The sequence below is a fragment of the Lysobacter sp. MMG2 genome, from assembly GCF_016735495.2.
Classification (GTDB): Bacteria; Pseudomonadota; Gammaproteobacteria; order Xanthomonadales; family Xanthomonadaceae; genus Lysobacter_J.
The window spans coordinates 1,262,956-1,283,674 of sequence record NZ_JAERQY020000001.1 but is presented as its reverse complement, the minus strand read 5'-3'; the positions used below and the strand labels follow the sequence as shown (position 1 = coordinate 1,283,674).

Annotated in this window: 20 protein-coding genes; 5 read left to right on the top strand and 15 right to left on the bottom strand. The window is 66.5% G+C overall.

Translation table 11 applies throughout. The features are described 5' to 3' along the window. The first annotated feature begins 29 nt into the window (after nucleotides 1-29). The gene (locus JI752_RS05790; RefSeq protein WP_216960505.1) at nucleotides 30-2,114 is read left to right on the top strand and encodes a hypothetical protein; all 2,085 of its coding nucleotides are present in this window, start codon (nucleotides 30-32) and stop codon (nucleotides 2,112-2,114) included. 61 nt (nucleotides 2,115-2,175) lie between these two features. Here the strand turns inward: JI752_RS05790 and rffA are convergent, their stop codons facing one another. The 13 genes from rffA to JI752_RS05725 form a co-directional block, all read right to left on the bottom strand. After that, entirely contained in the window at nucleotides 2,176-3,315 is a 1,140-nt protein-coding gene (gene rffA, locus JI752_RS05785) for a dTDP-4-amino-4,6-dideoxygalactose transaminase (protein ID WP_216960502.1), read from the bottom strand. A 31-nt stretch (nucleotides 3,316-3,346) separates the two neighbouring features. Continuing rightward, nucleotides 3,347-3,970, bottom strand: a complete 624-nt coding sequence (locus JI752_RS05780; protein ID WP_216960498.1) for a class I SAM-dependent methyltransferase — start codon at nucleotides 3,968-3,970, stop codon at nucleotides 3,347-3,349. Between the two features lie 2 nt (nucleotides 3,971-3,972). Next, nucleotides 3,973-4,338 carry an EamA family transporter gene (locus JI752_RS05775; protein ID WP_216960496.1) on the bottom strand — a complete coding sequence of 122 codons (366 nt, stop codon included), beginning with the start codon at nucleotides 4,336-4,338 and terminating at the stop codon, nucleotides 3,973-3,975. Nucleotides 4,339-4,419: 81 nt separating this feature from the next. Then, nucleotides 4,420-5,781, bottom strand: a complete 1,362-nt coding sequence (locus JI752_RS05770) for a phosphomannomutase (RefSeq protein ID WP_216960492.1) — start codon at nucleotides 5,779-5,781, stop codon at nucleotides 4,420-4,422. A gap of 28 nt (nucleotides 5,782-5,809) precedes the next feature. Then, nucleotides 5,810-7,033: an acyl-CoA reductase gene (locus JI752_RS05765; protein WP_216960489.1), complete on the bottom strand. Its 1,224-nt coding sequence runs from the start codon at nucleotides 7,031-7,033 to the stop codon at nucleotides 5,810-5,812. Beyond that, complete coding sequence (locus JI752_RS05760; protein WP_216960487.1) at nucleotides 7,030-8,124, bottom strand: acyl-protein synthetase; 1,095 nt, start codon at nucleotides 8,122-8,124, stop codon at nucleotides 7,030-7,032. Before JI752_RS05760 ends, JI752_RS05765 begins: the two co-directional genes overlap by 4 nt. After that, complete coding sequence (locus JI752_RS05755; protein ID WP_216960484.1) at nucleotides 8,121-9,530, bottom strand: AMP-binding protein; 1,410 nt, start codon at nucleotides 9,528-9,530, stop codon at nucleotides 8,121-8,123. Before JI752_RS05755 ends, JI752_RS05760 begins: the two co-directional genes overlap by 4 nt. Before the next feature lie 3 nt (nucleotides 9,531-9,533). Further along, nucleotides 9,534-10,277: an SDR family NAD(P)-dependent oxidoreductase gene (locus JI752_RS05750; protein WP_216960481.1), complete on the bottom strand. Its 744-nt coding sequence runs from the start codon at nucleotides 10,275-10,277 to the stop codon at nucleotides 9,534-9,536. Between the two features lies 1 nt (nucleotide 10,278). Continuing rightward, nucleotides 10,279-10,521, bottom strand: a complete 243-nt coding sequence (locus JI752_RS05745; RefSeq protein ID WP_216960478.1) for an acyl carrier protein — start codon at nucleotides 10,519-10,521, stop codon at nucleotides 10,279-10,281. Beyond that, nucleotides 10,518-11,279 (bottom strand): GNAT family protein, encoded by a 762-nt coding sequence (locus tag JI752_RS05740; protein WP_216960475.1) that lies wholly within the window; start codon nucleotides 11,277-11,279, stop codon nucleotides 10,518-10,520. Before JI752_RS05740 ends, JI752_RS05745 begins: the two co-directional genes overlap by 4 nt. Further along, a complete protein-coding gene (locus tag JI752_RS05735; protein ID WP_216960472.1) occupies nucleotides 11,276-12,232 on the bottom strand; it encodes a glycosyltransferase family 2 protein in 957 nt (318 codons plus the stop codon). The genes JI752_RS05740 and JI752_RS05735 overlap by 4 nt, the downstream gene beginning before the upstream one ends. Nucleotides 12,233-12,271: 39 nt before the next feature. Beyond that, a complete protein-coding gene (locus tag JI752_RS05730) occupies nucleotides 12,272-13,213 on the bottom strand; it encodes an electron transfer flavoprotein subunit alpha/FixB family protein (RefSeq protein ID WP_216960470.1) in 942 nt (313 codons plus the stop codon). Further along, nucleotides 13,213-13,959 (bottom strand): electron transfer flavoprotein subunit beta/FixA family protein, encoded by a 747-nt coding sequence (locus tag JI752_RS05725; protein ID WP_216960467.1) that lies wholly within the window; start codon nucleotides 13,957-13,959, stop codon nucleotides 13,213-13,215. The genes JI752_RS05730 and JI752_RS05725 overlap by 1 nt, the downstream gene beginning before the upstream one ends. Nucleotides 13,960-14,160: 201 nt before the next feature. On the opposite strand from JI752_RS05725, the gene JI752_RS05720 reads away from it, so the two are divergent. Next, nucleotides 14,161-15,573 (top strand): mannose-1-phosphate guanylyltransferase/mannose-6-phosphate isomerase, encoded by a 1,413-nt coding sequence (locus JI752_RS05720; protein WP_216960464.1) that lies wholly within the window; start codon nucleotides 14,161-14,163, stop codon nucleotides 15,571-15,573. A gap of 27 nt (nucleotides 15,574-15,600) precedes the next feature. Here the strand turns inward: JI752_RS05720 and JI752_RS05715 are convergent, their stop codons facing one another. Next, on the bottom strand, nucleotides 15,601-16,515 hold the full coding sequence (locus tag JI752_RS05715; RefSeq protein ID WP_216960461.1) for a hypothetical protein: 915 nt from the start codon (nucleotides 16,513-16,515) through the stop codon (nucleotides 15,601-15,603). 143 nt (nucleotides 16,516-16,658) lie between these two features. Here JI752_RS05715 and JI752_RS05710 point away from each other — a divergent pair, with 143 nt between their 5' ends. From JI752_RS05710 to galE, 3 genes are read left to right on the top strand one after another with little or no spacing between them, the layout of a single operon-like run. Beyond that, on the top strand, nucleotides 16,659-17,378 hold the full coding sequence (locus tag JI752_RS05710; RefSeq protein ID WP_254200196.1) for a CoA transferase subunit A: 720 nt from the start codon (nucleotides 16,659-16,661) through the stop codon (nucleotides 17,376-17,378). Nucleotides 17,379-17,403: 25 nt separating this feature from the next. Continuing rightward, nucleotides 17,404-18,042 carry a CoA transferase subunit B gene (locus JI752_RS05705; RefSeq protein WP_216960456.1) on the top strand — a complete coding sequence of 213 codons (639 nt, stop codon included), beginning with the start codon at nucleotides 17,404-17,406 and terminating at the stop codon, nucleotides 18,040-18,042. 6 nt (nucleotides 18,043-18,048) lie between these two features. Further along, on the top strand, nucleotides 18,049-19,023 hold the full coding sequence (galE, locus tag JI752_RS05700; protein ID WP_216960454.1) for a UDP-glucose 4-epimerase GalE: 975 nt from the start codon (nucleotides 18,049-18,051) through the stop codon (nucleotides 19,021-19,023). 63 nt (nucleotides 19,024-19,086) lie between these two features. Here galE and JI752_RS05695 read toward each other — a convergent pair whose 3' ends face one another. Then, the gene (locus JI752_RS05695) at nucleotides 19,087-20,709 is read right to left on the bottom strand and encodes an electron transfer flavoprotein-ubiquinone oxidoreductase (RefSeq protein ID WP_216960451.1); all 1,623 of its coding nucleotides are present in this window, start codon (nucleotides 20,707-20,709) and stop codon (nucleotides 19,087-19,089) included. Nucleotides 20,710-20,719 lie beyond the last annotated feature (10 nt).

The window sequence follows — 20,719 nt, the reverse complement described above, 5'->3', positions numbered from 1 at the left end:
GAAGCGAGATCGAAACATGGGGGGGGTACATGAACGGTGAAGGCAACTCCTGGATGAGTTGGTCCGGACGCGACGGCCTGATGGTGCGTTGTTCCAAAGTTGCCCTGCTCTTGGTCGTTGCATGCAACCTGCTGCTGCTCTTCGACTTCGTTTTTCTGGGGTATGTCCAGGACTTCAACTCGGATGCGGGGACGAAGAACCTGCTCGCGCAGGAAATGTACGAGAGCCGCTCGTTCTTTCCGCCTGACTGGACTTATGTTAATGGCGATCTGATGGTTGTCTTCGGACAACTGTTCATCCTCCCGTTCCTTCCGTTCGCGTCCAACGGGTTCTCGCTCCATGCAATCTCGGGTGCGCTGACGTCGTTGCTGGTCTTGTCGGGCATGTGGCTCGCGGTAGGAATCGCCAATCCGTCGCGTTGGGTGCGGCTGCTGTGCATCGCAGTGTTTGCCAGCGGGATCTCATGGCAGATCGCGGAGCAGTTCTACGGCCAGGGTGGGTACGGAGTCGTCTTCTACCTTGCCTGCTTCATGCTTTTCCTGGCCTGGCGTTTCTTGCACGCGCAAGGCCGCAAGCTGTGGCTCTGGGGCGCGTTGATGGGCGTCATCATGACGCTGGCCTTCTGGAGCAACGCGCAGCGCGCGGCGGCATCGTATGCGCTGCCGTTGATGGCCGCGATTGGGGCAACGCTCGTCCATCGTGCCTGGACGCAGGAGTTGCGCTGGGACGCAGACACCAAACGCGCGCTCTGGCTCGTGGCCCTGGTTCTCGTGAGCGGATTGCTGGGCGCGATCCTCCATGCAGTCACGATCGGCCACGTCAACAACGTCTTCGACGTCGGCTTGGCCAAGTGGCTGCCGTTCTCGGACATGGTCCGCAATCTCAAGTTCACGCTGCAGGGATTGCTCGACATCCTCGGCGCCGTGCCCAGCCCAGGTGGATCGATACTCAGCCTTGAAGGGGCCTACCAGGCGATCAGGATGCTCGCGGGCATCACCGCGCTCGTACTCATCGTCGTGGGAGTAATCGCCTGTTTGCGGGATCGGAACCCGGGGCTGCGTTTCATCGCCTCGTTCACGGCCTTCTCTTGTGCGTTGTTCTTCTTTCTCCAATGCACGACAACCATTCCTAGCATGGTGACCCCGGAGGCGGCCGCACGCTACCTCGTGCCTTCCCTCGCATTCGGACTCCTGGTGGTGTTCATCAGGATTTTCAGCCCTGATGCTTCTCCGCTGTATCGCTTCGCGGCGTTGATGGTTTCGCTGGTGTTGATGACCAGCGCCGTCCTGCCCTCCAATATCCTTTCGCACCCCACCACCAAACGACCGGTTACGGCGCATACCGAGCTCGTCCGAGCGCTTCAGGCTGACGGGCTACGCTACGGCTATGCCACGTACTGGAACGCAGGTGCGCCTACTGTGCTCAGTGGTGGAAACGTCCGCATACGACAGATCAGGTTCGCCGACGGTCTACCCCGTCCGATGCTGCACCTCGCGTCGGAGAACTGGTACCGGCCCAAGGCGTGGTCTGGCGAGACGTTCCTGGCCTTGAAGGACGACGAGTTGGCGGAACTCAATCTTCCCCTGCTTGCATCCCTCGCGGGCGAGCCTGTGCGCATCCGCAGGTTTGGCGACTTCAACGTTCTCGTGTACGCCAGGAACTTTGCCGAGACGCTCCCTTTATGGGACGACGAAGTGCGGCGTCCCCGCTTGTTGACGCCCTCGACGACATCGCTGCACACGGTTGGCGAACTGCTCCAGGTCGGAAGTGCCAGTGTCCTGGCGACCAAGGGGCAGCCTGGCTTCCTTCATTTCGGACCCTACATTCGCCTTGAGCAGGGCCAGTACGCCGCGACGTTCGATATCGAGGTGCTGGGTCAGGCGGGGCCTGGAGTGGCGACGCTGGACGTCTCTGCAAAGGCGGGTTCGGATGTGCGGGTGACCGGTTCGGCGAAGCGCGCGGGACGACAGCGCATCACACTGCCATTCGACCTGCCAGAAGATGCTTCGGATCTGGAGTTCCGCGTCCTCACCGACGGCTCCAGCGAACTTCGCCTGTACGGCATCCAGTTGCAGCGTCGCGGCCCGGTCGCGGGCAAGCCGCCCAGGCCTTGAGAAAAGAAAAGGCGGCCGTCACCGGCCGCCTTTTTTCGTCTGCCCCGAATGCCTGCGGCGATCAGGCGCCGAGCATGACGCCCAGCGCTTCGTCCGCCGCTTCCAGGACGCGATCGAGCTGCGGTTCCAGTCCCACCCAAAGGGGCAGCCGCACCAGACGATCGCTGGTCGTGTCGGTCACCGGCAACTCGCCATGGGCACGGCCGCACTGAAGGCCGGTCGGTGCGCTGTGCAGCGGGATGTAGTGGAACACCGTGCCCACGCCGGACTCCTTCATCCGCGCCATGAAGCGCGTGCGGTGCTCCAGGCTCGGCATCAGCAGGTAGTACATGTGCGCGTTGTGCCCGCAATGCTCCGGAACGATCGGGCGGCGCAGCAGGCCATCGGCCTCGTGGCGTTCGGCCCAGGCGTGGTAGCGATCCCAGATGGCGATGCGGCGACGGGTGATCTCGTCGCCCTCGTCCATCTGCGCGGCCAGGAACGCGGCGATGAGTTCGCTCGGCAGGTAGGAAGAACCCTTGTCGACCCAGGTGTACTTGTCGACCTGGCCGCGGAAGAACTTGCTGCGGTTGGTGCCCTTCTCGCGGATGATCTCGGCACGCTCGGCGAACGTCTCGTCGCGAACGATCAGCGCGCCGCCTTCGCCCGAGATGATGTTCTTCGTCTCGTGGAAGCTCATCGCGCCAAGTTCGCCGATCGCGCCCAGCGGTCGTCCCTTGTAGGTGGAGTAGATGCCCTGTGCGGCGTCTTCCACGACGTGCAGGCCATGACGACGGGCGATGTCCATGATGGCGTCCATCTCGCACGCGACACCGGCGTAGTGCACGACGCAAATGGCTTTCGTGCGCGGCGTGATCGCGGCTTCGATCAGGCGCTCATCGAGGTTGAGCGTGTCCGGCCGGATGTCGACGAACACCGGTATGGCGCCCCGCAACACGAAGGCGTTGGCGGTCGAAACGAACGTGAAGGACGGCATGATCACTTCGTCGCCGGGCTCCAGGTCCAGGAGCAGGGCTGCCATCTCCAGCGCCGCGGTGCACGAGTGCGTGAGCAGCGCGCGGCGGGCCCCGGTGTGCTGCTCCAGCCACTGGTTGCAGCGCTTGGTGAAGATCCCATCGCCCGACAGATGGCCATTGGTGTGCGCCTGGGCGATGTTCGACAGCTCGCGGCCCGTCATGTAGGGCTTGTTGAACGGAATCACTGGAAGCTCCGGGTTTCCTGGGGCGCTGCGTTCAGCGCGTGCATTCGAGGATGCAGTGGGTGTAAGGCACGTAGAGCATGTCATGCCGCACGGTCGTCTTCACCGAGCCGAACACTTGCGTCGCAAGGGACGTGTACTGCCCGGGTTCGCGGATGTTCTGCCCTCGGTCCTTGAGGATGATCGTGCGTGCCATGCCGGACTGGTCCGGGACGAGGGTGCCGTCGATGGTGATGAGTCGGCCGCCCGGGCGCAGCTTGTTCCAGGCCGTCCGCATCAGGGCGGCCGCACGATCGTCGTCGAGGTGGTGCAGCAGGCCGATGGCCAGGGCAATGTCGGCGCCGCCGTCGTGCGCAGTGTCCTGGTAGTCGGCGACGTCGATGCACTCGAAGCTGCCGCGATCACCGAAGCGCCGGCGCGCTGCGTCGATATAGTCCTGCGACAGGTCGAAGCCGATGTAGCGAACGTGCTCGGGCAGGTGGCGCAGCATTTCGGCCGTGCCGCAGCCGATGTCGAACACGAGGTCGCTCTGCTCGGGCCGGATGTAATCGCGGACCAGGATGCGGCGACTGCGTTCGGCACCCAGTATCCGCTGGGTCAGATCGTAGACGACGGCCGAGGAGAGTACCGAACGAACGCCATGGGTGATCTGTGCCACGTCTAGATTCCTGATCGTGAAAGAACGATGACACCGGCGATCACCAGCGCAGTGCCGCCGACCTTGTGCATGTCGAAATTCTCGTGGAACAGCCAGGCGGCCAGCAGCGCCACCAGCGGGAAACTCAGGGCGGTGAAAGGATACGCCTTGCTCAGCGGCAATCGGCTGATGGCGGCCATCCAGCACAGCGATGCGCCGAACGCCGCGGCAAAGGCGCTGATGACCCATGGATTCAACAACAGCGTCAGGATCGGACGCAGCGTCAAGTTCTCGATGGTCGCCGTCGGATTCAGGCCAACCTGCCATTTCAGGACGATCTGACCGTACACGGTCAGCAGGATCGTCAGGGCGATGAAGACATAGCTCACGGTATTTCCTGGTTCTGTGGGCGGGCGGCCCCTGGGGCTGTGCCCGGCCCGGGCGATTCTGGGACCGGCGTGCGGACGGCGCTAGTGGCCTGCATCCGGCGTGCCGATGAGTGCCGACAGTTCGGCCGTCTGCCGCTCAAGCAGCGCGGCGTCGCCACGCGTTTCGACGTTGAGGCGCAGCAGCGGCTCGGTGTTCGAACTGCGCAGGTTGAAACGCCAATCGCCGAAGTCCGCGCTGGTGCCGTCGGTGTAGTCCAGCACGGGGTTCCTCGGCAGGTAATGGTCCATCACCCGGGCGATGGCCTCGCGCGAATCGGCGACCCTGAAGTTGATTTCGCCGCTGCACGGGAAACGGCGCATGCGTTCCTCCACCAGATCGGCGAGCGAGGTCCCACTGGTCGAGATCAATTCGGCGATGAGCAGCCACGGGATCATTCCCGAATCCGCATAGGCGAAGTCGCGGAAGTAGTGGTGCGCGCTCATCTCGCCGCCGTACACGGCGTTCTCGGTCCGCATGCGTTCCTTGATGAAGGCATGGCCGGTCTTGCTGAGCACGGGGATGCCACCGGCTTGGTTGACCATCTCGATCGTGTTCCAGGTCAGCCGCGGATCGTGGATCACCTTGGCGCCCGGATTGCGGCGCAGGATGGTCTGGGCCAGCAGGCCGACCAGGTAGTAACCCTCGATGAAACGGCCGCGATGATCGAAGAAGAAGCAGCGGTCGAAGTCGCCGTCCCAGGCCAGTCCCAGGTCCGCGCCACTTGCGATCACGGCGTCCATGGTGGCCTGGCGGTTCTGCGGAAGCAGCGGATTCGGGATGCCGTTGGGGAAGCGACCGTCCGGTTCGTGGAACACCCGCACGAACTCGAACGGCAGGTGCGGCGCAAGCAGGTCCACGATCGCACCGGCGCCGCCATTGCCCGCATTCGTCACGATCTTCAGCGGACGCAGCGCGGCGGTATCGATATAGCCGAGCAGGTGCGAGATGAACGCCGACTTGTCCGGATGCGGGAGGCGCGCACCGGCGTTGCGGTCGGTGGGAACCGTAAGCGTCCACACCGAGTCACGGATCGCGAACAGGCCCGAGTCGCCGCTGATGGGCTTGGCCTCCTCGCGCACCAGCTTCATGCCGTTGTAGTCGATCGGGTTGTGGCTGGCGGTCACCATGACGCCGCCTGCCGCGTCCAGATGATCGGTCTGGAAATACACCTCTTCCGTGCCGCATTCCCCGATGTCGAGCACATCGCGGCCCGTGGCGCGAAGTCCGTCGATGAGCGCGGTCTGGATCGGGACGCTGCTCAGACGCACGTCGCGGCCCACCACGATGCGACCGGGATCGAGCATTCCCGCGAGCGCCACGCCGATGCGGGTCGCCATGTCTTCGTTGAGTTCATCCGGCACGCGGCCGCGGATGTCATAGGCTTTGAAGGCAGAGAGGGTCATGTTCGTCTCGCGTTGGGTTGCGGATGGCTCAGACGCTGGCGAGCGTCACCTGTCGGCGCAGGACGCTGAACAGGTCGGTGCCATCCCAGACATGATGGAAGTCGAGCGCGCGGCCGAAGGGCACGACGCGGTCGATGGCGCGGCCGCGCAGTTGCGCGAGCAGGGCGTCGATGTCGGCGGAGTCGAAGCCGAACTGCACCAGGGTCTGATCGCGATCGTCGAGCTGCGCGCCCATGTCGGCCAGCGACGGCAGTTCCACTTCCACGACCAGCCCGTTGCCGGACTGGAGCTCGCGAACATCGCCGTCCGAATGTGCGGCCTGCAGACGGATCGGAAAAGACGCAAAGCCGCCGTCGATGGTCTCGGCGTGCCCCAGAGCGGCCAGCAGGTGCGCATCGGTCACGCGACTCATCAGCGCGGCGGCCTCGTCCTCGAAGCGCGCCGAATCCTCACGCACCGCGCGCCATAGGCGGGACTTGGCGCGCGCGATCGTCTCGTGATCGCCGATCCAGTACAGGCAGCGCGGCGACGAGCATGCCTGCTGGCCGAACCACAGGATGTCGTTGGCGAAACGCCGCGCGAGCGGTTGCAGATCGTCTTCGCCGACCGCGTCCAGCGCGGCCGCGGAAATCGCAGCGACGCCGAAGCGGTCCGGGAACGCAAGCTCCACGGCAAGCGGCGGCAGCGGTATCGCGCGGATGGTGCGAACCGTGCTGTCCCCGCCCCAGACGATGCGTGCGTGGCAGTGCGAGGAAAGCTGCGCGGTGATCGCGGCGTCGTGCGGATAGGTGAGCAGGATCGTCCGGTCGAGGACCTCCGCGTGCAGGCCCTCCTCGCGCATCGCGCCGAGGATGCCGATCAGGGCGTCGCGCTGCGCGCTGGGCTTCTGCGACAGGCGCGCGACGTTGGCGTTGCCGGACAGCACCGACATCAGCCAGGCGTAGGCGAACAGCACGTCGACGTTGGCCGGAGCCAGATGGAACACGAGGCCGCGCGCGAGGATGCGGTTGCCTTCGACCGCGGACGCGCGCCGCTCAAGATGAGCGATACCGGCCGGGCGGAACCAGTGCGCGAGCGTCGCCAGTTCCGGGTGCGCGCGAAGCTGCGGGAGCTTGAGCACACGCCGCGAGAAATCGCCGACGAACTCCGTGGCGGCGTGCGAGAACGGCTGCAGCGTGCCCAGCGTCCGCAGCCGCTTGAGCTGCGCCGAAAGGTCGGGGTCGGCCGAACTGGAGAACAGGAACGTCGTCATGGCGTGGGAACCGTCCGGGTATCGCTGCAACCGCGTACTTCCACGTTCTTCAGGCGGCCCAGCACGCCGAAATGCTTGCCCTTGCGTCCGCAAGGGCAATCGTCCTCGCCATGCACGACGCCCAGGTCCTCCGTCAGGAGGCTATGCCCGGGGTAGCTGCGCGGCAGCAGGCTCAGCACCTGGATCACACCAGACGTTCCATTGGGCACGGGAGTCAGGTCGTCCGTGCTGCGAACGATCACGTCCGCATAGGCCGGTGAGTGCAGGTGGCCGTGTTCGCACTCGAAGAACACCGAGCCGACCTGCTCGACCATGCCGTAGTAGTTGTGCACGCGCTCCAGGCCCAGGACGTCATGCAGGGCCGCCTTGAACGCGGCGTTGTCCACCTTGGCTTCCTCCATCTTCTTCCAGCCGCCGCCATGCACCAGCAGGCTGCCATGCGGAAGGCGGAAGCGGCGGCCGTCGCGTCGTGCGGCCATCACCAGCGATTGCCACACGATGTACGTGAAGCCGAACAGGAACACCGGCTGGTCGGGATGGCGCTCCAGCCAGGCCTGCAGTGCGTCCCAGTCGGGCCGGAGCTGTTCGTCGAGCAGGTACTTGTGGTCGCGACCGAAATTGGCGAAGCCGAGGATGCCGGCGGCGCGCGCGTTGAACCGCGTGCGATCGCGCAGGAAGCTGTCGTCGTCCACGACGAGCATGGGCATGCGCTTGTTGCCGGCGAACTCGGCGAAGATCCGGGTCAGCGCGCGCGTTTGCGAGCGGGCGGTGTCGGCGTCGAGGAAGATCCGCGACACCGCGGCTCCCGTCGTGCCGCTGGATACGAGCGTACGCGAGACTTCCTCCTGCGCAACGCTCTTGAGGTCCAGCATCTTGAACAACCGGACAGGCAGCCAGGGCACGGATTCGAGGTCCTGCGCCTGGATCGAGGCCGGCCAAAGCGAATCGACCATGCGGCCGTACTCGGGGCAGTTCGTGCGATGGTGCCGCGTCAGTTCGTTGAGTCCGTCCAGCAGCCAGCGCCGTTTGGATTCCCGGTCGAGGCCGTACACGTCCGCTTCCAGCGGTGCGATCGCTTCAGTGGCGCTCATGCTCGTACATCCTGGGCTTCGCTCATGCTGCGAAGCGCCTGATAGTCGGTCTTGCCGGTCGGCAACAGCGGCAGGGCGTCCAACGCCACCGACCGCACATGCCCGGGAAAGAGCTTGTAACGCTGCTGGATCAATTGCTTGATGCGCGTGGGCTCGACGGGCGACTCGCCCGGGACGAAGACGACCAGGTCATCGTCGCGGCCGGAGCACGCCACCAGGCGCTGCAGCTCGGCGGAGAGCATGGATTCCACTTCATCGAGGTTCACCCGGTTGCCCGACACCTTGATGAAGCGCTTGGCGCGCCCGGTGAGATGGAAGAACCCGTCCTCGTCGCGGCGGGCGAGGTCACCGGTGCGAAGCTCCCCGTTCGCCTGATCGCCCAGCGCCAGATCGCCGCGCGCCTCCGCGTAGCCCAGCATCACGTTCGGCCCGCGATAGATCAGTTCGCCAGTGTCCGCGTCGATGCGCAATTCGCCGCCGGGAATGGCGATGCCGATGCTGCCGACCTTCTCGCGAAGCCGCGCGGCAGGCACGTAACTGATGCGCGGGCCGGCCTCGGTCTGCCCGTACATCACGAAGAACTCAAGCCCCATGCGCCCGCACAAATCGAGGAAGGTCTCGATCATCGCGTCGCGCAGGCGGCCGCCGGCCTGCGTGAGCATGCGCAGGCGATCGAGCTGGAAGCGCTCAAGCCCCACGCGCCGCAGCATTTCGAAGGTCGCGGGCACGCCCGAGAGCGACGTGACGCCGTGCGTGCGGGCAAGATCCCAGAAGCCGCGACCGACCAGGCTCTCCTCGGTGAGGATGATGGACCCGCCGACTTCCAGATGGCTGTTGAGGATCGACATGCCGAACGAGTAGGCCAGCGGCAGCGTCGTGATCGCGCGGTCGTCCTCGCGCAGGGCGAGGTACTGCGCGATCGCGCGCGCGTTGGAGGCGAGGCCTTCGTACGACAGGCGCACCAGCTTGGACGAGCCGGTGCTGCCGGACGTGCTCAGCAGCAGGGCAAGGTCCGGATGCGGTGCCTGCGCGTGCACCGGTTCGTCACGGACGAGGACGACCAGGCCACCGCCGCGATGCGCCACGGCGTAGCCGGCCATTTCGCTGCCGTCCGGAAGGGCGAGCCAGTCGGGACGGTAATGCGCCACCAGCGCGGCAAGCAGCGTCGCATCGACATCCGGCTGCACGAGCAGCGGAACATGCCGCCGCGAACGCAGCGCGCCCAGGTACAGCGCAACCGCGTCGACGGTGCTGGGCATGCACAGAAAACCGACCGTTCGGCCCGGTCCCAGCACGGCCGCGGCACTGTCGGACAGGCGCGCCAGTTCGCCGTACGTCCACGAGCGCTGCGCATCGACAAGCGCGATCGCGTCGGCGCGTTGCCGCTCCAGTTCCCAGAAGGCCATCGCTCAGACCACCATGCGGCCGTCGATGCCGACGACCTGCCCGCTGACATAGGCCGACGCATCGTCGAGCAGGAAGGCGACGAGTTGCGCGACTTCCTGAGGCGTTCCTGCGCGGCCCAGGCCGATCGACGCGACGCGTGCGGCGTGCGCGGCCTCGGGCATCTCGCGTGTCATGTCGGTGTCGATGAAGCCGGGAGAAACCGCGTTGACGCGGATGCCGCGTGGCGCGAGTTCTTTCGAGGCGGAGAGCGTCGCGCCGATCATCGCGGCCTTGCTCGCCGAGTACAGCGTCAGGCCGGCCGCGCCCTGGACGCCCATGATCGAAACCAGGTTGACGATGCTCCCGCGCTTGTTGCGCGTCATCAGGCGCGCGGCGTACTGCATCAGCATCAGCGGCGCCTTGACGTTGACCGCGAGCACGCGGTCGATGTCGTCGGGGCGGATCATGCCGAGCACGCCTTCGTGCAGGATGCCGGCGTTGTTCACCAGCCCGTCGAGCTTGCGGTAACGCGCGAACAGATCCTGGAACAGCGCCGGGATGCCGTCGTCGCGAGTCAGGTCGAGGGAAGCGCAATGCGGTTCCGGTCCGCCCGCGGCAAGGCATTCGTCCGCCACGCCTTGCAGTGCATCCGCGTCGCGCGCGACGAGGACCAGCTGCGCGCCTTGACCAGCGCAATGCAGGGCGATCGCACGGCCGATGCCGCGCGATGCGCCCGTCACCACGATGACCTGGTCCTTCAGCGACATGTCAGGCCGCGGCGCCGTACTTGGCGAGGATCTCGCGCGCCTTGCCGACGGAGCTCATGTCGATGACGTCGTCCATGTCGATCATCACGCCGAAGGCATCTTCCAGCGCCGCGATGACGGACATGTGCGCGATCGAATCCCACTCCGGGATCGTGGCGTAGCGCAGGTCGTCGGTGATGCGATCGGCGGGAATGCCGAGCACGCTGGAGAACGCCTGGACGACGCGGTCGGTGTTGTCGTTCATAGGTACTTCCTGAATCCGAAAAGAGTGGTGTCGAACCGGAATCCGAGCCTGGCGTACAGGTTCACGATGCCGGTGTTGGCGGCGGAGATGAGCGTCGAGCAGTCCTGCACGCCGCGCGCGGAAAGGGACTCCAGCGCGGTAATCCACAGTGGCATTGCCATGATGGCATAGCGTCCGGTGGCGCCGGTCAGGATCAGGTCGGCATGACGACCGTCGGCGCTGACGCGTTCGGCATGGAAGCCGATGAGCTTGCCGTTCGACGTGGCCGCATAGGCGAGGCGCTGGCGGACGAGGTCTCCGATCCAGTTCGCGGTGCGTGCCGCCGCGAGGGCGGGGTCGATGGCGGGATCTTCCAGGAAGCGGCCGTGATTGAAGTCGTCGCGCGCGATGCGTTCGAGTTCGCCGATGTCGGCCTCTTCCGCCGGACGCAACGCGGGTCGCATGCGCGCGGGCACCGGCGGCAGTCCGGCGAAGCCGGCGCGGGACAGTGCGATCGAACATTCCACGATCGCGAAGCCGGCATCGAGCACGGCCTTCTTCGCCGATGGCGCTGCCGCGTCCACGCGGCCGAACAGGTAACGGACACCGTTCTCACGGCCCCAGCGCTCAACCTCTTCGATGAGCGGGCGCCCGGCCGGATCGTCCGAAACCTCCAGACGTACGATCTCGGCGGTCCGCATGCCCAGCGCGCGTTCGTCCCAGGGCGTCAGGCGCACTTCGGCGCGGCCACCGGCATGTTCGATGACGGTGGCGCTCATCGACGGGTGTCCTCGGCGAGGATGTAGTACGGGCGCCCCTGCACGTTGCGGAACACCTGGCCCACGTACAGGCCCACCACGCCCAGGCTGAAGAGCAGCATGCCCCCGACGAGCCAGATCGATGCGATCACCGAGGTGTAGCCGGCCACGGCCATGTCGCCGTCGATCCAGCGTGCCACCGCCAGTGCCACCATGAAGAACGACACCAGCGAGCACAGGATGCCGGCGAAGGCGACCAGCTTCAGCGGCTTTTCCGAATAGCCCAGGGTGATGTTGGTCGCCAGGCGCAGCAGTTTGCGCAGGGTGTACGTGCTGCGTCCTTCGGCACGCGGTGCGTGCTCGACCGGAAGCAGCCCGTGGCGGAAGCCGGCCCACTTCACCATGAGCGGGAAGGAGCGGTCCCGTTCCGGCATGCGGCACACCGCGTCGATCACCGGGCGGCGGAAGATGCCGAAGTTCGCGGTGCTTGCGTCCTGCTGCGAGCCGGTCAGCCAGGTCAGCAGCCGGAAGAAGCCCCACGACGACAGGCGCTTGCTCCAGCTGTCCTTGCGGTTCTGACGCTGCACGAAGACGACGTCGAAATTCTCGGAGGTCGCCTTGCGGTACAGGTCCGGAATCGCCGCGGGTGGATCCTGCAGATCGCAGTCCATCACCACGACCCACTCGCCCGTCGCGTGCTCGATGCCCGCGGAGATCGCCGAATGCTGACCGAAATTGCGGGCCAGGCGCAGGCCTCGCAGCCACGGGCGCGTCGTCGCGAGTTCCTGGATGCGCGACCATGCCTGGTCCGGGCTGGCGTCGTCGACGAGGATCACCTCGAAATCGTCGACGGTACCGCGCAGTTGCGCGGCCACGGAATCGACCAGCTCTTCCAGGCACCCGCGGCAGCCGTACACCGGCGAAACCACGGAAACGGTGGGCGTTGAGTTACCGGCGAGGGAAGGCGATTGCATGCGTCCTGCAATGGTCGAACGTTGAAGGGGGGCGCGGGCTCAGCCCAGTGCCTTCTCGAAGTCCGGCAGAAGGGCGAACAGATCGCCCACCAGCCCGATGTCGGCGATCTCGAAGATCGGCGCATCGCCGTCCTTGTTGATCGCGACGATGGTGCCGGCGTCCTTGATGCCGGTCAGGTGCTGGATCGCGCCGCTGATGCCGACGGCGATGTACAGCTCCGGCGCGATGATCTTGCCGGTCTGGCCGACCTGCAGTTCGTTGGGCACGTAGCCGGCATCGACCGCGGCGCGCGAGGCGCCGACAGCGGCGCCGAGCTTGTCGGCCAACGCGTAGATCACCTTGAAATTGTCGGCCGAACCGACGCCGCGGCCGCCGGAGACGACGCGCTTGGCGCTCTGCAGGTCCGGACGGTCCGACTTGCCGGCGGCCAGGCCGACGTAGCGGGTGTGCGTGGGCAGCGTGGCGTCGACGGAGACGGCTTCGACGGCGGCGCTGCCGCCCTTGGCCGCTTCCGGCCAGGAGGCCGTGCGCACGGTGGCGACCACGGTGTGATCCGACGGTGCCTCGACGGTGATGATCGCGTTGCCGGCGTAGATCGGGCGCTTGAAGACGTGGCTGCCTTCCACGGCCATCACGTCCGACACCTGCGCCACGCCCAGCAGGGCGGCGACGCACGGCATCAGGTCCTTGCCGAAGGTGGTGCTGGGGCCGAAGACGTGGCTGTAGCCGGAGGCGACCTTCGCCACCTGCGGCGCCAGCACCTGCGCGATGGCGTTCGCGTTGGCGGCGTTGGCGACGGTGAGCACCTTGCCGACGCCGGCGATCTGCGCGGCATTGCTGGCGACGGCGGCCGGATCGGCGGCCAGCACCAGGATGTCGATGGAGTCGGGCTTCAGTGCCTGGGCGGCGGAGACGCACTTGGCGGTGGAGGCATTGAGCTTGCCGTCCAGGTGTTCGGCGACGATCAGAACCTTGCTCATTACAGGAGCCCCTTCTGCTTGAGTGCGGCGACCAGTTCGGCCGCGTCCTTCACCATCACGCCCTTGCTGCGCTTGGCCGGCGCGGCGTAGTGGGTCGTCTTGAGGGTGTCGCCGGTGTCCACGCCGAGGTCGGCGAACGGGATGCTCTCCAGCGGCTTGCTCTTGGCCTTCATGATGTCGGGCAGCTTGATGAAGCGCGGCTCGTTCAGGCGCAGGTCGGTGGTGACCACGGCCGGCAGGTCGACTTCCAGCGTTTCCAGGCCGGCGTCGACTTCGCGCGTCACCGTGGCCTTGCCGCTGGCGATCTCGAGCTTGGAAGCGAACGTCGCCTGCGGTCGGCCCCACAGCGTGGCCAGCATCTGGCCGGTCTGGTTGGCGTCGTCGTCGATGGCCTGCTTGCCCAGGATCACCAGGTCCGGCTGCTCCTTCTCGATCAGCTTGAGCAGGGCGCGGGCGGCGGTCAGCGACTGGATCGGGCCGTCGGCGACCACGTGGATGGCGCGGTTGGCGCCCATGGCCAGGCCGTTGCGCAGGTGGGCCTGGGCGTCGGCGGGAGCGATCGTGGCGACCACGACCTCGGTCGCGATGCCCTTGTCGCGCAGGCGCAGGGCCTCTTCCAGGGCGATTTCATCGAACGGGTTGGCCGACAGCTTGACGCCGTCGGTGACCACGCCGGAGCCGTCCGGCTTGACCTGGATGCGGACATTGAAGTCCACCACGCGCTTGTAGCCGACGAGAATCTTCATCGTGCGGGGGTTCCTATGGTTGCGCGGCCGATGGGCGGCCGAGAACCGCCGATTCTAGCCCAGCGAGGGTTCCCTACGCAGGCGGATGGTGGGGCCTGACCCCGGGGCGGCCCGGACTTGCCGGGGCTTCCCGGTTCAGCCGCGATGGATGCGCTCCGGTATTCTTGGCGTCCCGTTTAACTAGAAGTTCCCGGAGCCAGGATGCTTCACCCCGTAGTTCTCAGTGGCGGAAGCGGTTCTCGCCTTTGGCCACTCTCGCGTCAGAACCAGCCCAAGCAGTTCCTCCGGTTGATCGGCGACCACTCGCTGTACCAGGAGACCGTGATCCGTGCCAGCAAGCTGCCGGACGCGCAGCCGCCGGTCACCGTGTGCAGCGAAGACCATCGCTTCATGATCGGTGAGCAGTTGCAGGAGGTGGCGATCCCCAGTGGCGGCATCCTGCTCGAGCCCGTGGCGCGCAACACCGCCCCGGCGATCGCGTTGGCCGCGCTGCACGTGCTGTCGACCGATCCGGACGGCGCGCTGCTGGTGATGCCGGCCGATCACCTGATCGAGGACGAGAACGCGTTCCGCACCGCCGTCGCGGCGGCGACCGGTCTGGCCTCGGAAGGTTGGCTGGTGACCTTCGGCATCACGCCCGACTATGCCGAGACCGGCTACGGCTACATCCTGCGCGGCGATTCGCTGAGCGCGGACGGTTACCGCGTGCAGCGCTTCGTCGAAAAGCCCGACCAGGCCACCGCCGAACGCTACGTCGCCGAAGGCACCTATGCCTGGAACTCCGGCATGTTCCTGTTCAAGGCCAGCGCCTACCTGGACGAACTGGCGCGCCATGCGCCGGCGGTACTGGAGGCGACCCGCACCGCTTACGCCTCGGCCGCACAGGACCTGGATTTCATCCGCGTCGGCAAGGACGCGTTCGCGTCCAACCCCAACGACTCCATCGACTACGCGGTGATGGAGAAGACCGAGCGCGCCGCGGTCGTCCCGGTGAGCTGCGGCTGGAGCGACATCGGTTCGTGGTCGTCGCTGTGGGCGGTCGCCCAGCGCGACGACGACGACAACCGCCATGAAGGCGATGTCATCTCCGTCGACACCAAGGGCAGCCTCGTGCGCGCTTCCGAGCGCCGCATGATCGCGACCATCGGCGTGGAAGACCTTGTGATCATCGACACGCCCGACGCGACGCTCGTCGCGCGCAAGGACCGGGTGCAGGACGTCAAGACGGTGGTCGATCACCTGAAGGCGGCCGGTCGCCAGGAGCACCTGTTCCACCGCAAGGTCTACCGTCCGTGGGGCAGCTACGACTCCATCGACATGGGCGAGCGCTTCCAGGTCAAGCGCATCGTCGTGAAGCCGGGTGCGGCGCTGAGCCTGCAGAAGCACCACAAGCGCGCCGAGCACTGGATCGTCGTGTCCGGCGTGGCCGAGGTCACGTGCGATGACCGCGTGTTCGACCTGCACGAAAACGAGAGCACCTACATCCCGCTGGGCAGCGTGCACCGCCTGCGCAACCGCGGCACGGAGCCGGTGGAACTCATCGAAGTGCAGTCGGGCAGTTACCTGGGCGAGGACGACATCGTCCGCCTGGAAGACGTGTACGGGCGCTCCTGACCGGAGCGTCCTTCGCGCGCGCCGTGCTCAGGCCGGCGCGCGTTCCAGTGTCTTCGCCAGCAGCGCCGCGAACCGATCCGCGCTGCCCGCCGCATGGGCGAAGAACAGCGACGGCTCGCACAGCTCCAGTTCGAGCAGGCACGGCCGGCCGTCGCGATCACCGATTAGGTCCACACGCGCGTAGAGCGGTGCCTCGTGCAGCTGCAGTGCATCGCGGGCGGCGGCGAGCACGTGTCCGGCCAGTGACATCTCCTCCTGCGACGGCGTGCGTGGCGTGATCGCTTCGGCGGCGAAAAGATGCGGCGTCGGGCCCTCGTCGGCCCGCAGCAACGGCCCCTTGCGGATGGCGTGGCTGAACTCGCCGGCGAAGTAGATCAGCGCGGTCTCGCCGTGTTCGTCCACCGCGTCCAGATAGGGCTGCAGCATCGCACTGCGTTCGGCATCGAGCAGCCGCGCGAGGTGATTGGCCGCGGCGAACTCTTGCGTGCGCGCATAGCGCTGCGCATCCTTCGAGCCCGCACCCACGCTCGGCTTCACGACAAATTCCTGCGTATCGGAATGCGCTGCGAGGAACGCCTGCAATGCGGGCAGCGGCTCCGTCTCCGGTTCGACGAACACGGTCGGCACCACCGGCACGCCGCGCGCGGCGAGCTCGGCCAGGTAGTGCTTGTCGGTGTTCCACTTCACCACCGGCAACGGATTGAGCAGTCGCGTGCGCGTGGAGGCGTGCTCGCACCAGTCGAGAAACTCTCCCAGCCGCGTCATGTAATCCCAGGGCGAACGCAGGATCGCCGCGTCGAAGCGACCCCAGCCGACGGTAGGGTCGTCCCAGGCGCGTACCTGCGTGGCCAGGCCGGCGCGCGCGCAGGCGTCCAGCAGCGGCGCCAGGTCGTCGTCGAGGCCGGCGGCGGCGATGGCGGTCACGAGGGCGATTCGGGTCATGGCCATGGAGTCTAGACGCTGCCGCGGCCTGCGGTCGCGACCCGCCGCACAGGCCCGCCGGCATGCCCGAACGTACGGTGGGGGAGGTGGCCATCGCCACGGTAAACTCCGGCCCATTGCGCAGATCCCGAATGGAGCCCGTCATGGCCGCGACGCAAAACGGCAAGAACAAGGTTTTCCCCAGTGCGAAGGCGGCGCTCGACGGCATCGTCGCCGACGGACAGACCCTCGCGGTCGGCGGCTTCGGCCTGTGCGGCATTCCCGAGGCGTTGATCGCCGCGCTGCGCGACAGCGGCGCCAAGGGGCTCACCGCCATCTCCAACAACGCCGGCGTGGATGGCTTCGGCCTGGGCCTGCTGTTGGAGACCCGGCAGATCAAGAAGATGATTTCGTCCTACGTCGGCGAGAACAAGGAATTCGAGCGCCAGTTCCTCTCCGGCGAACTCGAACTCGAATTCAATCCGCAAGGCACACTGGCCGAACGCCTGCGCGCAGGCGGCGCGGGGATTCCCGCCTTCTTCACCCGCACCGGCTACGGTACGGTGGTGGCCGAGGGCAAGGAAACGCGCGAGTTCGACGGCCACCATTACGTGATGGAAACCGCGCTCAAGGCCGACGTCTCGCTGGTCAAGGCGTGGAAGGCCGACAAGGCCGGCAACCTGGTGTTCCGCAAGACCGCGCGCAACTTCAATCCCGCCTGCGCGATGGCCGGCGCGATCTGCGTGGCCGAGGTGGAGGAACTGGTGGAGATCGGCGACATCGATCCCGACCACGTCCACCTGCCGGGCATCTACGTCGACCGCATCGTCGTCAACGCCTCGCCCGAGAAGCGCATCGAACAGCGCACCGTGCGCGCCGCCTGACCCCATCGAATACAGGAAGAACGACATGGCTTGGACCCGCGACCAGATGGCGCAGCGCGCCGCGCAGGAACTCACCGACGGCGCATACGTCAACCTCGGCATCGGCCTGCCGACGCTGGTGGCCAACTTCATTCCGGACGGAATGGACGTGTGGCTGCAGAGCGAGAACGGCCTGCTCGGCATCGGCCCGTTCCCGACGGAAGCCGAAGTGGACGCCGACCTCATCAACGCCGGCAAGCAGACCGTCACCGCGCGTGCCGGCGCCAGCTACTTCGGCAGCCACGATTCCTTCGCGATGATCCGCGGCGGCCACATCGACCTGGCGATCCTCGGCGCGATGCAGGTGACCGACCGGGGCGATCTCGCCAACTGGATGGTCCCCGGCAAGATGGTCAAGGGCATGGGCGGCGCGATGGACCTGGTCGCCGGCGTGAAGCGCGTGGTGGTGCTGATGGAGCACACCGCCAAGAGCGGCGAGCACAAGATCCTGCCCGAATGCACGCTGCCGCTGACCGGCGTCGGCGTGGTCAACCGCATCATCAGCGATCTGGCGGTGATGGACGTGACCGAGCAGGGCCTGACGCTGGTGGAGCTCGCGCCGGGCGTGAGCGAGGACGAACTTCGCGAGAAGACCGGCGTGAGCTTCTCGATCGCAAAGGTGTAAGCATCGATGAAGGTTCTGGTGTGTGGCGGCGCGGGCTACATCGGCTCGCACATGGTGCGCCGCCTGTCGCGCGACGGTATCGAGCCGGTCGTCTTCGACAATCTCTCCACGGGCCATCGCGAGGCCGTCGGCGATGCGCCCTTCGTCCAGGGCGATCTGCTGGAACGCGACGACCTGCGCGCGCTGTTCGCGCAGCACCGCTTCGATGCCGTCATGCATTTCTGCGCGCGCTCGCTGGTGGGTGAGTCCATGACGCAGCCGTACGCGTACTACGAGAACAACGTCGCCGGCACGCTCAATCTGTTGCAGGCGATGCACGAAGCCGGCGTCGGCAAGCTGGTGTTCTCGTCCACGGCCGCCGTGTTCGGCGTTCCCGAATCCGATCTGATCGACGAATCGCATCCCCGGCAGCCCATCAATCCGTATGGCGCGAGCAAGCTCATGGTGGAGCGCATCCTGGAAGACGCCGGACGCGCCTACGGCCTGCGTTCGGTGGCGCTGCGCTATTTCAATGCCGCCGGTGCATCACCGCAGGGCGACATCGGTGAATCGCATGAGCCCGAAACGCACCTGATCCCGAACATGCTGCGTGCTGCAACAGGGAAGGGGCCGTCGCTCAAGGTTTTCGGCAACGACTATGCGACGCCCGACGGAACGTGCGTGCGCGACTACGTGCATGTCGACGACCTGGCCGACGCGCATTCGCGAGCGCTGGCGTTCATGGCGACCCACGAAGGCGCACATGCCTTCAACCTCGGCAACGGCAGCGGGTTCAGCGTGCTGGAGATGATCCGCGCGGCGTCGGACGTGGTCGGAAGCGAGATTCCCTACGACCTGGCGCCGCGTCGTGCGGGCGACCCCGACCGCCTGGTGGCCAGCAGCGCGAAAACGCAGCGCGAACTCGGATGGGCGCCGCGTTATACCGACGTGGCGGAGATCGTCGAGACCGCCTGGCGCTGGCACCGGCAGCCGCGTTACTGACCGCACCGGATTGGCGGGGCAACCAAGCGCCGGACGCCTCGGCATCCGGCGCAAACGCAACACTCAGAGGTTCTGGTAGTTCGGCCCCGAGCCGCCTTCCGGCGTCACCCAGTCGATGATCTCGTAGGGATCCTTGATGTCGCACGTCTTGCAGTGCACGCAGTTGGCCGCGTTGATCTGCAGGCGCTTGCCGGCCTCGTCCTGCACGATCTCGTACACGCCGGCCGGGCAGAAGCGCGTGCAGGGGTTGTCGTACTCCTCGGCGCAGCGCGTCACGCAGATGGACGTGTCGCGAACCTTCAGGTGCACCGGCTGGTCTTCATCGTGCTCGGTGGCGGCGTAGTACACGCCCTGCAGGCGATCGCGCGGGGCGAGCTTGCGGTCGATGTAGTCGCGCCTGGGCGTTTCGTGGTCGCCGATCTTGTCGAGCGAGTTCCAGTCGGCCTTGTTCTTCAGCGTCCACGGCGACAGGCCCATGGTCATCGTTTCCCACGCCGAGTTGAGGATGCCGAACCACAGGCCGCGCTTGAAGCCCGGCTTGATGTTGCGCACCTTCTTCAGTTCGGCCATCGCCTCCGATCCGCGCAGCTTCGCGTCGAAGCCCTGCGGCGACAGCTGCGAAGCGGCCAGGTGCTCGGCGGCGAGCATGCCGGAGCGGATCGCCTGGTGCGTGCCCTTGATCTTGGGCACGTTGAGCAGGCCGGCGGTGTCGCCGATCAGCAGCGCGCCGGGCATCTCGCAGTTGGGCAGCGACTGCCAGCCGCCGGTGACGATCGCGCGCGCGCCGGCGGAGAGGATGCTGCCGCCTTCCAGCAGCGGCTCGAACAGCGGGTGGTTCTTCCATTGCTGGAAGGCTTCCCACGGCTTGTATTCCGGATCCTTGTAATCCAGGCCGCTGACATAACCCAGCGCGATGCGGCCCTTGTCCAGGTGGTACAGGAAACCGCCGCCGTAGATCTGGTTGTCCGCCGGCCAGCCGAAGCTGTGCACGATCTTGCCCGGCGTCACGCGGTCTTCCGGCACCTGCCACAGTTCCTTGATGCCGATGGAGTAGCCCTGCGGATCCTTGCCTTCGTCGAGCTTGAACTGCTTGATCAGGCGCTTGGTGAGATGGCCGCGTGCGCCTTCGGCCAGCACGGTGACCTTGGCGCGGATGTCGATGCCGGCGGTGTAGCCCGGCTTGTGCGAACCGTCCTTCGCCACGCCCATGTCGCCGATGCGCACGCCGACGACGGCGCCGTTGTCATCGTGCAGCGTTTCGGCGGCGGCGAAGCCGGGGTAGATCTCCACGCCCAGCGCTTCGGCCTGCGGCGCCAGCCAGGCGCACATCGCGCCCAGGCTGACGATGAAATTGCCGTGGTTGTGCATGCCAGGCGGGATCGGCAGGCGGTGGTGACCCTTGTGCGTGAGCAACCAGAACTCGTCGTGCTTGGCGGGAACGCAGATCGGCGGCGGATTGTCGCGCCAGCCGGGGAGCAGGGCGTCCAGCGGCGCCGGTTCGATGACGGCGCCGGAGAGGATCTGCGCGCCGATGGTCGAGGCCTTCTCGATCACGCACACCGAGATGTCGGGATTGAGCTGCTTGAGGCGGATCGCGAACGACAGACCGGCGGGACCTGCGCCCACGGTGACGACGTCGTACTCCATCACGTCGCGTTCGACGGCGGACTGATCAGGTTGGCTCATGCGGGGGCAC

Excerpts from the sequence above, each read along its gene's own strand:
- JI752_RS05790 (WP_216960505.1), top strand. The coding sequence starts at position 30 with ATGAACGGTGAAGGCAACTCCTGGATGAGTTGGTCCGGACGCGACGGC.
- JI752_RS05770 (WP_216960492.1), bottom strand. The coding sequence starts at position 5,781 with ATGACCCTCTCTGCCTTCAAAGCCTATGACATCCGCGGCCGCGTGCCG.
- JI752_RS05765 (WP_216960489.1), bottom strand. The coding sequence starts at position 7,033 with ATGACGACGTTCCTGTTCTCCAGTTCGGCCGACCCCGACCTTTCGGCG.
- JI752_RS05760 (WP_216960487.1), bottom strand. The coding sequence starts at position 8,124 with ATGAGCGCCACTGAAGCGATCGCACCGCTGGAAGCGGACGTGTACGGC.
- JI752_RS05755 (WP_216960484.1), bottom strand. The coding sequence starts at position 9,530 with ATGGCCTTCTGGGAACTGGAGCGGCAACGCGCCGACGCGATCGCGCTT.
- JI752_RS05750 (WP_216960481.1), bottom strand. The coding sequence starts at position 10,277 with ATGTCGCTGAAGGACCAGGTCATCGTGGTGACGGGCGCATCGCGCGGC.
- JI752_RS05745 (WP_216960478.1), bottom strand. The coding sequence starts at position 10,521 with ATGAACGACAACACCGACCGCGTCGTCCAGGCGTTCTCCAGCGTGCTC.
- JI752_RS05740 (WP_216960475.1), bottom strand. The coding sequence starts at position 11,279 with ATGAGCGCCACCGTCATCGAACATGCCGGTGGCCGCGCCGAAGTGCGC.
- JI752_RS05735 (WP_216960472.1), bottom strand. The coding sequence starts at position 12,232 with ATGCAATCGCCTTCCCTCGCCGGTAACTCAACGCCCACCGTTTCCGTG.
- JI752_RS05730 (WP_216960470.1), bottom strand. The coding sequence starts at position 13,213 with ATGAGCAAGGTTCTGATCGTCGCCGAACACCTGGACGGCAAGCTCAAT.
- JI752_RS05725 (WP_216960467.1), bottom strand. The coding sequence starts at position 13,959 with ATGAAGATTCTCGTCGGCTACAAGCGCGTGGTGGACTTCAATGTCCGC.
- JI752_RS05720 (WP_216960464.1), top strand. The coding sequence starts at position 14,161 with ATGCTTCACCCCGTAGTTCTCAGTGGCGGAAGCGGTTCTCGCCTTTGG.
- JI752_RS05715 (WP_216960461.1), bottom strand. The coding sequence starts at position 16,515 with ATGACCCGAATCGCCCTCGTGACCGCCATCGCCGCCGCCGGCCTCGAC.
- JI752_RS05710 (WP_254200196.1), top strand. The coding sequence starts at position 16,659 with ATGGCCGCGACGCAAAACGGCAAGAACAAGGTTTTCCCCAGTGCGAAG.
- JI752_RS05705 (WP_216960456.1), top strand. The coding sequence starts at position 17,404 with ATGGCTTGGACCCGCGACCAGATGGCGCAGCGCGCCGCGCAGGAACTC.
- galE (WP_216960454.1), top strand. The coding sequence starts at position 18,049 with ATGAAGGTTCTGGTGTGTGGCGGCGCGGGCTACATCGGCTCGCACATG.
- JI752_RS05695 (WP_216960451.1), bottom strand. The coding sequence starts at position 20,709 with ATGAGCCAACCTGATCAGTCCGCCGTCGAACGCGACGTGATGGAGTAC.